The organism is Streptomyces sp. NPDC014995 (assembly GCF_043080745.1).
In the GTDB taxonomy this organism is placed as follows: Bacteria; Actinomycetota; Actinomycetes; order Streptomycetales; family Streptomycetaceae; genus Streptomyces.
This window is the reverse complement of the sequence record NZ_JBIBVX010000012.1, coordinates 184,369-196,703: the sequence shown is the minus strand read 5'-3', so window position 1 is coordinate 196,703 and position 12,335 is coordinate 184,369. Positions and strand designations below refer to the sequence as shown.

At 71.1% G+C, this 12,335-nt stretch carries 11 protein-coding genes and 1 riboswitch; of the genes, 7 read left to right on the top strand and 4 right to left on the bottom strand.

Going from position 1 to position 12,335, the window contains the following annotated elements:
* Positions 1 to 124: 124 nt before the first annotated feature.
* Together nagA and ACF1A1_RS24350 are read right to left on the bottom strand one after the other, a co-directional pair.
* Positions 125 to 1,216, bottom strand: coding sequence for an N-acetylglucosamine-6-phosphate deacetylase (gene nagA / locus ACF1A1_RS24355; protein ID WP_392002892.1), 1,092 nt, complete (start codon positions 1,214 to 1,216; stop codon positions 125 to 127).
* 116 nt (positions 1,217 to 1,332) lie between these two features.
* Positions 1,333 to 2,274, bottom strand: coding sequence for an ROK family protein (locus ACF1A1_RS24350; RefSeq protein ID WP_392002684.1), 942 nt, complete (start codon positions 2,272 to 2,274; stop codon positions 1,333 to 1,335).
* A 206-nt stretch (positions 2,275 to 2,480) separates the two neighbouring features.
* Here ACF1A1_RS24350 and ACF1A1_RS24345 point away from each other — a divergent pair, with 206 nt between their 5' ends.
* From ACF1A1_RS24345 to otsB, 3 genes are all read left to right on the top strand, one after another.
* Positions 2,481 to 3,704, top strand: coding sequence for an extracellular solute-binding protein (locus ACF1A1_RS24345; RefSeq protein ID WP_392002891.1), 1,224 nt, complete (start codon positions 2,481 to 2,483; stop codon positions 3,702 to 3,704).
* Positions 3,705 to 3,726: 22 nt separating this feature from the next.
* The gene (locus tag ACF1A1_RS24340) at positions 3,727 to 3,966 is read left to right on the top strand and encodes a DUF3263 domain-containing protein (protein ID WP_392002682.1); all 240 of its coding nucleotides are present in this window, start codon (positions 3,727 to 3,729) and stop codon (positions 3,964 to 3,966) included.
* 219 nt (positions 3,967 to 4,185) lie between these two features.
* Complete coding sequence (otsB, locus tag ACF1A1_RS24335) at positions 4,186 to 5,052, top strand: trehalose-phosphatase (RefSeq protein ID WP_392002680.1); 867 nt, start codon at positions 4,186 to 4,188, stop codon at positions 5,050 to 5,052.
* On the opposite strand, the gene ACF1A1_RS24330 is transcribed toward otsB, so the two are convergent.
* The gene (locus tag ACF1A1_RS24330) at positions 5,040 to 6,467 is read right to left on the bottom strand and encodes a trehalose-6-phosphate synthase (protein WP_392002678.1); all 1,428 of its coding nucleotides are present in this window, start codon (positions 6,465 to 6,467) and stop codon (positions 5,040 to 5,042) included. The two genes, otsB and ACF1A1_RS24330, sit on opposite strands and share 13 nt — an antisense overlap.
* A gap of 93 nt (positions 6,468 to 6,560) precedes the next feature.
* Positions 6,561 to 7,532, bottom strand: coding sequence for a glucosyl-3-phosphoglycerate synthase (locus tag ACF1A1_RS24325; protein ID WP_392002676.1), 972 nt, complete (start codon positions 7,530 to 7,532; stop codon positions 6,561 to 6,563).
* Between the two features lie 169 nt (positions 7,533 to 7,701).
* Positions 7,702 to 7,871, top strand: a riboswitch (SAM riboswitch).
* An 18-nt stretch (positions 7,872 to 7,889) separates the two neighbouring features.
* Here ACF1A1_RS24325 and thrC point away from each other — a divergent pair.
* From thrC to groL, 4 genes are all read left to right on the top strand, one after another.
* A complete protein-coding gene (gene thrC, locus ACF1A1_RS24320; protein ID WP_392002674.1) occupies positions 7,890 to 9,203 on the top strand; it encodes a threonine synthase in 1,314 nt (437 codons plus the stop codon).
* Between the two features lie 114 nt (positions 9,204 to 9,317).
* Positions 9,318 to 9,593, top strand: coding sequence for a MoaD/ThiS family protein (locus ACF1A1_RS24315; RefSeq protein ID WP_392002672.1), 276 nt, complete (start codon positions 9,318 to 9,320; stop codon positions 9,591 to 9,593).
* Between the two features lie 452 nt (positions 9,594 to 10,045).
* The gene (locus tag ACF1A1_RS24310) at positions 10,046 to 10,249 is read left to right on the top strand and encodes a cold-shock protein (RefSeq protein ID WP_004986573.1); all 204 of its coding nucleotides are present in this window, start codon (positions 10,046 to 10,048) and stop codon (positions 10,247 to 10,249) included.
* Positions 10,250 to 10,621: 372 nt separating this feature from the next.
* Positions 10,622 to 12,244, top strand: coding sequence for a chaperonin GroEL (gene groL, locus ACF1A1_RS24305; protein WP_392002670.1), 1,623 nt, complete (start codon positions 10,622 to 10,624; stop codon positions 12,242 to 12,244).
* The last annotated feature ends 91 nt before the right edge of the window (positions 12,245 to 12,335 follow it).

Here is a 12,335-nt window from a genome sequence, read left to right as displayed (position 1 = left end):
GGACATCCGGACCCCGGAGCCACGGACTCTCGCGCTTCCGGGCTGCCGGAGGCCCGATCATGCCAAAGAGACGGCGGACGGCCCAGTCCTCGGGTCGGCCACCGTCTCTCCACGGGCGGACGTTTCAGGTCAGTCGGGGATCCACCACCCACTCGCCGCGCCGCATCACGCCCTTGAGGTCGAAGTCCTCGTCCAGCAGGACCAGGTCGGCGTCCTTGCCGGGCTCCAGGGAGCCCACACGGTCGTCCATCCCGAGCAGGCGGGCCGGGTTGGCGGACAGGGCCGCGACGACGTCCTCGACCGGGAGGCGGTCGATCGTCACCGCCCGCTTGAAGGCGCGGTCCAGGGTGAGGGTGGAACCGGCGATCGAGCCGCCCTCCACCAGCCGCGCCACGCCCTCGTTGACCTCGACCTCCAGCGGGCCGAGCATGTAGCGGCCGTCGCCGATGCCGGCCGCGTCCATCGCGTCCGTGATGAACGCCACGCGGCCCGCGCCCGCGTGCCGGAAGGCCAGCTCCAGGGCGGCCGGGTGCAGATGGACACCGTCGTTGATCAGCTCGACCGTGACCCGCTCGTCCTCCAGGAGCGCGGCGATCGGGCCGGGGGCGCGGTGGCCGAGGGCGGGCATCGCGTTGAAGAGGTGGGTGGCGACCGTCGCGCCCGCCTCGATGGCCCGCACGGTCTGCTCGTACGTGGCGTCCGTGTGGCCGACGGCCGCGATCACCCCGTGCTCGGCCAGCAGCCGTACGGAGTCCAGGCCGCCGGGCAGTTCGGTGGCCAGGGTGACCATCCTCGCCTGGCCGCGCGCCGCGTCGATCAGCTTGCGCACCTCCGCCGGGTCCGGGTCGCGCAGCAGCTCCTCGGAGTGCGCGCCCTTGCGGCACGGCGAGATGAACGGGCCCTCGAAGTGGATCCCGGCGAGGTCGCCCTGCTCGGCCAGCTCGGACAGCAGCCCGGCCTGCCGGACCAGGAAGTCCATGTCGTCGGTGACGGTGGAGGCGACGAGGGTGGTGGTGCCGTGGCGGCGGTGGGTGTGGATGGCCTCGAGCACGCCGTCCACCGGGCCGGAGAAGGACGCGCCGCCTCCGCCGTGGTTGTGGACGTCCACGAAGCCGGGGAGCAGCCAGTGGCCTTTTACGTCGATGACCTGGGCGTCCGCCGGGGTTGCACCGGAGATGCGGGTGCCGTCGATGGTGATGCTGCCGTCGGGCACCATGCCGGTGGGCAGCACCACCCGGGCGCCGGCGAGCACCGTCGTGCGTCCGCCGCCCGCGGTCTGCGGGTGCGTCGTGGCTGGTCGCGCAGTTCCCCGCGCCCCTGGGGGGGTGGCCATCAGGGGGTTACCTCCGTACCGTCGGTTGTCTTCAGGAGATCCCAGGCCAGGAGCCCGGCGCCCAGGCAGCCGGCCGTGTCCCCCAGCGCCGCCGGGACGATCTCCGGCAGTCTCTGGAAGGTGATCCGCTGCCGGACGGCGTCCCGCAGCGGTGTGAACAAGGTTTCCCCCGCCTCGGCGAGCCCGCCACCGATGACGAGCGTGCGCGGGTCCAGCAGGGTGAGCGCGGTGACCAGGCCGTCCGCGAGCGCGTCCACCGCCCGTTGCCAGACCCGGACGGCGTTCGGGTCGCCGGACGTGACGGCCTTCGCGCAGTCCGCCGCGTCCGCCTCCGGGACCCCGCAGGCCCGCGCCCACGCCTCGCCGACCGCCGCCGCGGACGCGAACCGCTCCAGGCAGCCGCGCTGCCCGCAGGGACAGGGGGTCGCGCCGGGCCGTACGACGACATGGCCGATCTCGCCGGCGAAGCCGTGCGCACCCGCCTCCACCCGGCCCTCGACGCCGATCGCGCCCGCGATGCCGGTGCCCAGCGCCACGAACAGGAAGCGGTCGGCGCCCCGGGCCGCGCCGACACGGCCCTCAGCGAGGCCGCCGGTGCGCACGTCGTGGCCGAGGGCGACCGGGATGCGCAGCTCGCCGCGGAGCAGCTCGCGCAGGGGGACGTCGCGCCAGCCGAGGTTGGCCGCGTAGGCGGCGACGCCGCGGGCCTCGTCGACGATGCCGGGGACGGCGACACCGGCGGCGGCCGCGGGCTCGCCGAGGTGCTCGGCGCCGTACGCGCGCAGCTCCGCGGCGAAGTCGAGGATGCCGGCGACGACCGCGTCGGGGCCCCGCTCGCGTCCGGTGGCCCGGCGGGCCCGGTGCAGCAGAGCGCCGTCCGCCCCGACCAGAGCGGCCTTCATCCCGGTGCCGCCCACGTCGAGGGCGATGACATGTCTCACGGGGACAGTGTGGCCCGCCGACCCTCAAGAGGTCTAGTCCACTCACGTGGTGTAGACCTTGTTCCGAATATCGGGATCATTGGTCGGAGCATTCATTGGCATTCCTCGGTGGACAGTCACCGGTCCGGCCACAGACGAGCGGGAGAAACGCAGTGCAGCGGCGGGCAGTCAGGTCAGGAACGGTCGCGGCGGTCTCCGCCCTGGGCATGACGGCGGTGCTCGCCGGATGCGGAGTCACCGGTGACTCCGGGGACGTCACCCTCAGACTCGTCGCCGCCGACTACGGCGACAGCAGCGCCAACAGCTCCAAGAAGTACTGGGACGCGCTGGTCAAGGCGTACGAGAAGGACCACCCCGGCGTCACCGTCGAGGTCACCGTCCACTCCTGGAACGACGTCGACCGCGAGGTCAGGGAGATGGTCGACGCGGGCGAGGCACCCGACATGGCGCAGATCGGCGCGTACGCCGACTACGCCGCCGACGACCTGCTCTACAAGGCCGGCGACGTGCTCTCCATACCGGTCCAGGCCGACTTCGTGCCGCAGCTCGCCGACGCGGGCGAGGTGAGGGGGGTGCAGTACGGCATGCCGTTCGCGGCCTCCACGCGGCTGCTGTTCTACAACAAGACCCTCTTCGACAAGGCCGGGATCACCCCGCCCACCACCTGGGCCGAGCTCGCCGAGAACGCCGAGGCGCTCAAGGAAGAGGGCGTGAAGTACCCGTACGCGCTGCCCCTCGGGCCGGAGGAGGCGCAGGCCGAGACCATGCAGTGGCTGCTCAGCGGCGGAGGCGGCTACACCGCGACCGCCACCGGCTACAGCCTCGACTCCCCCGAGAACGTCCAGACCTTCACCTGGCTGAAGAACGAGCTGGTCGGCAAGGACCTGACCGGGCCGGTCGAGCCGGGCAAGCTCAACCGGGCCGACGCGTTCGCGGCGTTCGCCGCCGGGCAGGCCGGCATGCTCAACGGGCACCCCTCGCTGATGAAGATGGCCGAGAAGAAGGGCGTGAAGTTCGGCATGGTGCCGATGCCCGGCGTCGACGGCCCCGGCAAGGTCTCCATGGGCGTGGCCGACTGGATGACCGCCTTCCGGCAGAACGGGCACGCCGAGCAGATCAAGGAGTTCCTGAACTTCGTCTACAGCGAGGAGAACGTCCTCGCCTTCTCCCGCGAGTACGACCTGCTGCCCGTCACCAACTCCGCGTCCCAGGTCATGAGCGCGGCGTCGGAGGACGCGGACCTCCAGCCCTTCCTGGAGGAGCTCCCGGTGTCCGAGCTGTATCCGGTGGGGCGGACCTCGTGGGCGACGGTCAGCGCGGAGATCAAGAAGCGGATCGGCTCCGCCGTGACCGCCGGCGGCAGCCCCTCCGGCGTCCTCGGCCAGTTGCAGGCGACGGCGACGACCGCGGAGAGCGGCTCCGCCGGCTGACGCCTTGGGTTACGGTGCGGGCATGGAGCGGCCAGAGGCAGAACTGGGGGCGAGGGAACGGGACGTCCTCGCCCTGGAACGGCGCGGGTTCTCCGGGCCCGGGGCGAAGGAACGGGCGATCCGTGAGGAACTGGACCTGTCCCCGGTCCGCTACTACCAGCTCCTCAACGCCCTCCTGGACGACCCGAGGGCGCTGGCCCACGACCCGGTGACGGTCAACCGGCTGCGCAGGGTGCGGGAGGCCCGGCGGGCGGAGCGCTGAGGTGGTGCGTGCGGACCGGGTCGGTCGCCCCCGCGCTTCCCCTCCCGGGGGGCCCGGGCCCCCGGACTCCCGCTTCGCCCCTGAACGGGCTCGTCCCCGGACGCCGGACGGGCCGGGATCGCCTGGTCCGGCGCTGGAGAGGCGCGGGCGGTACTGCCGCGAGTGCCGGGCTGCGGGACCCGTCCCCCGGTGCCGACCCCGCCCGGTTATGGTCACCCTATGGGCACCCAAGAGACGCACTCCGCGGAACCCGAACGCGCACTCCCCACCCCCACGACCGCACCCGGCCGGGACGCCCTGCGCGCGATCCTCGCCAACCCCCGCAGCACCCTCGTCGCCCTCGACTTCGACGGCACCCTCGCGCCGATCGTCGAGAACCCGGACGACGCCCGGGCGCACCCCGACGCCGTCCCCGCCCTCGCGGAACTCGCCCCGAAGATCGCCTCCGTCGCCGTGGTCACGGGCCGGCCCGCCGCCGTGGCCGTGCGCAACGGCGGCTTCGCCGGTGTGCCGGGGCTGGAGCGCCTCGCCGTGCTCGGGCACTACGGGGCCGAGCGGTGGGACGCCCGGACCGGCACCGTCAGCGCCCCCGCCCCCCATCCCGGGGTCGCCGCTGCCCGCGCCGAGCTGCCGGGGGTGCTGGAGAGGGCCGGTGCCCCGCAGGGGACCTGGGTGGAGGAGAAGGGGCGGGCCGTCGCCGTGCACACCCGCCAGGCGCGGGAGCCGCAGGCCGCCTTCGAGGCGCTGCGGCAGCCCCTGACCGACCTCGCCGCCCGGCACGGGCTGCTCGTCGAACCGGGGCGGTTGGTCCTCGAACTGCGGCCGCCCGGCGTCGACAAGGGCGTGGCGCTGCTGGAGCACATGCGCGAGACCGGCGCCGAGGCGGTCCTCTACGCCGGCGACGACCTCGGTGACCTCCCCGCCTTCGCCGCCGTCGAGAAGCTCCGCTCCGACGGCGTCCCCGGCCTGCTCGTGGCCAGCGGCAGCGCGGAGGTGACGGAACTCGCCGACCGCGCCGACCTCGTCGTCGACGGTCCGGCCGGCGTCGTACGGCTGCTGCGGGCGCTGGCGGATCAGCTCGGCTGAATCTCCCTCAGCGCCTGCAACTGCTCCAGGAACCACTGGGCCGGAGGCAGCGCGGTCGCGGACGCCACCAGTCGTTTGGTGCGCTCGGCCCGCTCCTCCGGACCCATGGACAGCGCCTCGTGCAGGGCGCGCGCGGTCTCCAGCACGTCGTACGGGTTCACCACGATCGCGTCGTCGCCCAGCTCCCAGTAGGCGCCCGCCTCCCGGGACAGCACCAGCGCGCAGCCCCGGTCGGAGACGACCGGCACCTCCTTCGCGACGAGGTTCATGCCGTCCCGGATGGGGTTGACCAGGGCCACGTCGGCGAGGCGGTACGCGGCGAGGGAGCGCGCGAAGTCGTCCTTCACGTGCAGGACGACCGGGGTCCAGTCCGGGGTGCCGAACCGCTCGTTGATCTCCACCGCCACCCGCTGCACCTCGGCGGTGTAGTCGCGGTAGACGGCGAGGTCCTGGCGGGAGGGGTAGGCGAAGGCGACGTGCACGACCCGCTCACGCCACTCGGGGTGGTCGTCGAGGAACTGCTCGTACGCCAGCAGGCCGCGCACGATGTTCTTCGACAGCTCGGTGCGGTCGACCCGGACGATCGCCCTGCGGGCGCTGCCGTCGGGCGCCGTGCCGATCTCCTCGCGCAGGGCCGGAAGGCGTTCCTCGACGTCCGGCTCGTGGGAGCGGGCGCGCAGGAAGTCGGCGTCCGCGCCGAGGCCGTGCACACCGACCTCCGTCCTTCCCAGGCCGCCCGTGAACTCCGTGCAGCACGCGGTGAACGCGTCCGCCCAGCGGCGGGTCAGGAAGCCCAGGCGGTCCGCGCCGAGCATGCCCCGCAGCAGCTGGGCGCGGATGTCGTCGGGGAGCAGGCCGAAGTAGTCCACCGGCGCCCACGGCGTGTGCGAGAAGTGGCCGATGCGCAGGTCCGGGCGCAGCTCGCGCAGCATCCCGGGCACGAGGCACAGGTGGTAGTCCTGCACGAGGACCGCCGCCCCCTCGGCCGCCTCCTCCGCCAGCGCCTCGGCGAAGGCGCGGTTGTACGTCTCGTACGAGGCCCACTCGCGCCGGAACTCCGCGTCGAAGACCGGCTCCGTCGGGGTCTGGTACAGCAGGTGGTGGATGAACCACAGCACCGAGTTGGCGATGCCGTTGTACGCGTCGGCGTGCACGTCCGCAGGGATGGGCAGCATGCGCACGCCCGCCTCGCCGACCCCGCGCCGGACCGCCTCCCGGTCGCCCTCGGTCAGTGCCGAGCAGACCCAGAGGGCGCCCGCGTCGGGGCCGATCGCCGACAGGCCGGAGACCAGCCCGCCGCCGCCGCGCCTGGCGTGCAGCGAGCCGTCCTCACCGACCGCGTACGAGACCGGGCCGCGGTTGGACGCGACCAGCACCTGAGCACCCTGAGCAGCAGCACCGTCCGTGGAAGCCATACGCCACAACCTAGCCCGGTCCGGATCCGCTCAAACGTACGGTCGCGCTGCGTGGAGGGGCCGTGTCCAGCCGTATACGCCCGCGGCCCGGTGTCACGCGACCTTGCGTGCCGCGTACTCCGCGATCTCCGCCATCGGCGGCCGTTCCTCCGTGTCCACCGAGTAGGTGCGCGGCTCGAAGCCGTCCGTACCCCGCTCGAACTGGGTGAGGGCGGGACGGACGAGGTGCCCGCGGGCCAGCCGGAGCTGGGCCGTGCGGTAGATGGCCGCCGCCATCCGGCCGAGCGCCTGCCCGTCCTGGTGGCGGTGCCTGCGCACGCCGACGTCCACCTGGGCCATGGCGTCGAGGCCCACCAGGTGCAGGGCGTCGACCAGCATGCCCAGCTCCACGCCGTAGCCGACGGGGAAGGGCAGCTGTTCCAGCAGGCTGCGGCGGGCCGCGTACTCGCCGCCCAGCGGCTGCACGAATCCGGCCAGCTGCGGCCAGTGCATGTTGAGCAGCGGGCGGGCCATCAGCTCCGTCACCCGGCCGCCCTGGCCGGCCGTCCCGCCGGGGGCGAGCGCATGCGACTCGGTGCCCAGCGGACGGTCGTACATGGCCTTGACCAGGTCGACGTCCGGGTCGGTGAGCAGCGGGCCCACGATGCCCGAGACGAAGTCGGAGGAGAACTCCTTCAGGTCGGCGTCGACGAAACAGACGATGTCCCCGGAGGTGACCAGCAGGGAGCGCCACAGGACCTCGCCCTTGCCGGGCACGGCCGGTATGCGGGGGAGGATCGTGTCCCGGTGGACGACACGGGCCCCGGCCGCCGCCGCGACCTGTGACGTGCGGTCGGTCGATCCCGAGTCGACGACCACGATCTCGTCGACGAGCGGGACCTGCCGCATGAGGTCGTGACGGATGACCGCGACGATGTCGCCGACCGTCTCCTCCTCGTTCAGCGCGGGCAGCACGACGGACACCGTCCGGCCCGAGGCGCGTTTGGCGGCCAGGATCCTGTGGAGCGGGCGATCGGTCACGGACCAGGAGCGGGTGGCAAGCCAGCGCTCGACTTCTTCCAGCACGGTCTGCGGCTCCTCACTGTCGTGATCACACCAGGTGCCCGAGGGGTCACCGTGTGATCCATCTCGCGGTTCGGACGACTCTCTCAACTGTCCTGGCCTTCGGTTACAGTCTTGAACAACGCGGATGACCATCGCATGTCCGGGGTCTTCGGCGTTCACAACCACATACCGCTCATCCAGAGGGGCAGAGGGATACGGCCCGATGAAGCCCCGGCAACCCTCCAGCCGGTCTCGTACCGATCGCTGCCGCAGGCAGTTCACGATCGCTCCGCGAGGCTCCCGGCTAGGGAAGGTGCCAAATCCGTCTCACGGCGAGATGCGCCGTGAGGAAGATGAGGAGAAAGGGCCTCGCCTCACATGGCTGCGCAGACAGTTGCAAGCACCACGGACAGCACCGCGAACGTCACCGCCGACTCCGCGACCGTCGACCTCGGACCCGCCGCGGCCCTGAGCTGCCGCGAGTGCGGCCACCGCGTGCCCCTCGGCCCGGTCTTCGCCTGCGAGGAGTGTTTCGGTCCCCTCGAGATCGCGTACGACTTCTCCTCCTACGAGACGGAGGAGCTGCGCAAGCGCATCGAGGCGGGCCCCGCGAACATCTGGCGCTACGCTCCGCTGCTGCCCGTCCCGGCCGACGTGGCGGACAAGCCCAACATCAACCCGGGCTGGACCAAGCTGGTCAAGGCCGACAACCTGGCGCGCGAGCTGGGCGTCGACCCCGGAAAGCTCTTCGTCAAGGACGACTCCGGCAACCCGACGCACTCCTTCAAGGACCGTGTGGTCGCCCAGGCCCTGGAGGCCGCCCGCGCCTTCGGCTTCACCACCCTCTCCTGCTCCTCCACCGGCAACCTCGCCGGTGCCGTCGGTGCCGCCGCCGCCCGCGCCGGCTTCCGCTCCTGCGTGTTCATCCCGCACGACCTGGAGCAGGGCAAGGTCGTCATGGCCGCGGTCTACGGCGGCGAGCTCGTCGGCATCGAGGGCAACTACGACGACGTCAACCGCTTCTGCTCCGAGCTCATCGGCGACTCGGCGGGCGAGGGCTGGGGCTTCGTCAACGTCAACCTGCGGCCGTACTACGCCGAGGGCTCCAAGACGCTGGCGTACGAGATCTGCGAGCAGCTCGGCTGGCGGCTCCCGGACCAGCTGGTGGTGCCCATCGCCTCCGGCTCGCAGCTCACGAAGATCGACAAGGGGCTTCAGGAGCTGATCAAGCTCGGGCTGGTCGAGGACAAGCCGTACAAGATCTTCGGTGCGCAGGCCGAGGGCTGCTCGCCGGTGTCCGTCGCCTACAAGGCCGGCCACGACGTCGTCCGCCCGCAGAAGCCGGACACCATCGCCAAGTCCCTCGCCATCGGCAACCCGGCCGACGGTCCGTACGTCCTCGACATCGCGCGCCGCACGGGCGGCGCGGTGGAGGACGTGACCGACGAGCAGATCGTTGACGCGATCAAGGTGCTGGCCCGGACCGAGGGCATCTTCGCCGAGACGGCGGGTGGCGTGACGGTCGGTGTGACCCGCAAGCTGATCGAGAACGGTCTCCTCGACCCGACCAGGACGACGGTGGTCCTCAACACCGGTGACGGTCTCAAGACGCTGGACGCGGTGGCGGGTACCGGGCTCACGGCGACGATTCGTCCGAACCTGGAGTCGTTCCGCGAGGCTGGTCTCGCGTAACAGATCGTCGTCCGCCCGCGGGCCGGTGGGGCTGGTAGCGCCACGCGGCCGAGCCGCACGTCGACACAGCCCACGCGCCCCTGAGGCCGTTCACCCGACCGGAGGTCACCCGTCATGAGCGTCACCGTCCGCATCCCCACCATCCTCCGCACCTACACGGGCGGCCGGGCCGAGGTCCCGGCGGAGGGTGCGACCCTCGCCGAGGTCATCGCCGACCTGGAGAAGAACCACACCGGTATCGCCGCGCGCGTGCTGGACGACCAGGGCAAGCTGCGCCGGTTCGTCAACGTGTACGTGAACGACGACGACGTCCGCTTCGAGCAGGGGCTGGAGACGGCGACCCCGGACGGCGCCGGCGTCTCGATCATTCCGGCCGTCGCGGGCGGCTGACCCGCGGTCAGTACCCGCCGGTAGTAACCGTCGGTAACAGTGATTACCGAGAGTTCATCGAATTGCCCCCTCCGTAAGAGAAGCGGAGGGGGCAATTCAGTGTGATTGAGCGCGGTACAGTTGGGGAACGCGCCGCCTTTCGCATGCCGAACGCATATGAGTTCCGGCTTCGCATGCGATGAGAAGTAGCCAAAGTGTGCAGGTATTTTGCGCCTTTCGTTCCCTTTGTGGGGCCCGACTTGCCCTGAATCCGGGCGAATTCTCACCATATTCCGGACCGTCGACGTCCAGAATTCTCGTCCGATTGACCTGTTGCAGAGGGCAGTTGGACAGATACATTCGGCCGCGGTCGACGCGTTCCGGCGCACGCCCCCAACCAACTGGGGGGTGAGGTCTGACCCGGGTCCGCGAAGTGTGGATCTGTGCAAGGGCCAGTAATAGGGGAGTTAGGCATGGCTCAGGGCACCGTCAAGTGGTTCAACGCGGAGAAGGGGTACGGCTTCATCGCGGTCGACGGTGGTGCGGACGTCTTCGTCCACTACAGCGCGATTCAGATGGACGGCTACCGCACCCTGGAAGAGGGCCAGCGGGTCGAGTTCGAGATCTCGCAGGGCCAGAAGGGCCCGCAGGCCGACATGGTTCGCGTCACCGCCTGAACATTTTCAGCGAAGGGCCCGCATCCCGACGGGGATGCGGGCCCTTCGTGCTGCCCGGCCGCGCCGTCCGTGCCGCTCCGGCGGGGTGTGGCGCCCCCCTTCCGTGTGCCGCGTACGCCTTCCCTCCGTTCGCCCGGGGGTGTTCGCGGGCGGCTGAGAGCCGCCCGGCTTCCCCCGAGGCGCTTGCACTCGGCAGGGGCGAGTGCTAATCATTGGCGTTAGCACTCTGAAGGTGAGAGTGACAACGAAGGACCGGGTCGGTGAGGCCCGCAGGCCGGGTGGGGCAAGGAACCACGAGGCGTGCGAGCCGTCCGTCGCGGGCGCGGGCGCGGTCCGAAGGAATCACCCCCAGTCCTGGAGGGACCACTTCACATGGCCAAGATCATCGCGTTCGACGAGGAGGCGCGGCGCGGCCTCGAGCGCGGCATGAACCAGCTCGCGGACGCCGTCAAGGTGACCCTCGGCCCCAAGGGCCGCAACGTCGTCCTCGAGAAGAAGTGGGGCGCCCCCACGATCACCAACGACGGTGTCTCCATCGCCAAGGAGATCGAGCTCGAGGACCCGTACGAGAAGATCGGCGCCGAGCTGGTCAAGGAAGTCGCCAAGAAGACGGACGACGTCGCCGGTGACGGTACGACCACCGCGACCGTTCTCGCCCAGGCGCTGGTCCGCGAGGGTCTGCGCAACGTCGCCGCCGGCGCCAACCCGATGGCCCTGAAGCGCGGTATCGAGAAGGCCGTCGAGGCCGTCTCCGCCGCCCTGCTGGAGCAGGCGAAGGACGTCGAGACCAAGGAGCAGATCGCCTCCACGGCCTCCATCTCCGCCGCCGACACCCAGATCGGCGAGCTCATCGCCGAGGCCATGGACAAGGTCGGCAAGGAAGGCGTCATCACCGTCGAGGAGTCCCAGACCTTCGGTCTGGAGCTGGAGCTCACCGAGGGTATGCGCTTCGACAAGGGCTACATCTCGGCGTACTTCGCGACCGACATGGAGCGTATGGAGGCCGTCCTCGACGACCCGTACATCCTGATCGCGAACTCCAAGATCTCCAACGTCAAGGACCTGCTCCCGCTCCTGGAGAAGGTCATGCAGTCGGGCAAGCCGCTGCTGATCATCGCCGAGGACGTCGAGGGCGAGGCCCTGTCGACCCTGGTCGTCAACAAGATCCGCGGCACCTTCAAGTCCGTCGCGGTCAAGGCCCCGGGCTTCGGTGACCGTCGCAAGGCCATGCTGAACGACATCGCCATCCTCACCGGCGGCGAGGTCATCTCCGAGGAGGTCGGTCTCAAGCTCGAGAACACGACCGTCGACCTGCTGGGCAAGGCCCGCAAGGTCGTCATCACCAAGGACGAGACCACCATCGTCGACGGCGCCGGCTCCTCCGAGCAGGTCGCGGGCCGCGTGAACCAGATCCGCGCCGAGATCGAGAACAGCGACTCCGACTACGACCGCGAGAAGCTCCAGGAGCGCCTGGCCAAGCTCGCGGGCGGCGTGGCCGTCATCAAGGCCGGTGCCGCCACCGAGGTGGAGCTCAAGGAGCGCAAGCACCGCATCGAGGACGCCGTCCGCAACGCGAAGGCGGCCGTCGAGGAGGGCATCGTCGCCGGTGGTGGCGTGGCCCTGCTCCAGGCCTCCCAGGTCTTCGAGAAGCTCGAGCTGGAGGGCGACGAGGCCACCGGTGCCGCCGCCGTCAAGCTGGCGCTCGAGGCCCCGCTGAAGCAGATCGCGGTCAACGCCGGCCTCGAGGGCGGCGTCGTGGTGGAGAAGGTGCGCAACCTGACCCCGGGCCACGGCCTGAACGCCGCGACCGGCGAGTACGTCGACCTGGTCGCCGAGGGCATCATCGACCCGGCCAAGGTGACGCGCTCCGCGCTGCAGAACGCCGCGTCGATCGCCGCGCTGTTCCTCACCACCGAGGCCGTCATCGCCGACAAGCCGGAGAAGTCCGCGGCCCCGGCCGGCGGCGGCATGCCGGGCGGTGACATGGACTTCTGATCCTTCGAAGCCTCCGGGGCTTTCGAGGATCGGTCCGGTCCGTTCGTACCGAGGGCGGCACTCCCTGTTCCGACAGGGGGTGCCGCCCTCG

Bases quoted from the DNA above. Each gene is read 5' to 3' on its own strand.
- nagA (WP_392002892.1), bottom strand. From the start codon at position 1,216: ATGGTGCCCGACGGCAGCATCACCATCGACGGCACCCGCATCTCCGGT.
- ACF1A1_RS24345 (WP_392002891.1), top strand. From the start codon at position 2,481: ATGACGGCGGTGCTCGCCGGATGCGGAGTCACCGGTGACTCCGGGGAC.
- ACF1A1_RS24340 (WP_392002682.1), top strand. From the start codon at position 3,727: ATGGAGCGGCCAGAGGCAGAACTGGGGGCGAGGGAACGGGACGTCCTC.
- otsB (WP_392002680.1), top strand. From the start codon at position 4,186: ATGGGCACCCAAGAGACGCACTCCGCGGAACCCGAACGCGCACTCCCC.
- ACF1A1_RS24330 (WP_392002678.1), bottom strand. From the start codon at position 6,467: ATGGCTTCCACGGACGGTGCTGCTGCTCAGGGTGCTCAGGTGCTGGTC.
- thrC (WP_392002674.1), top strand. From the start codon at position 7,890: ATGGCTGCGCAGACAGTTGCAAGCACCACGGACAGCACCGCGAACGTC.
- ACF1A1_RS24315 (WP_392002672.1), top strand. From the start codon at position 9,318: ATGAGCGTCACCGTCCGCATCCCCACCATCCTCCGCACCTACACGGGC.
- ACF1A1_RS24310 (WP_004986573.1), top strand. From the start codon at position 10,046: ATGGCTCAGGGCACCGTCAAGTGGTTCAACGCGGAGAAGGGGTACGGC.
- groL (WP_392002670.1), top strand. From the start codon at position 10,622: ATGGCCAAGATCATCGCGTTCGACGAGGAGGCGCGGCGCGGCCTCGAG.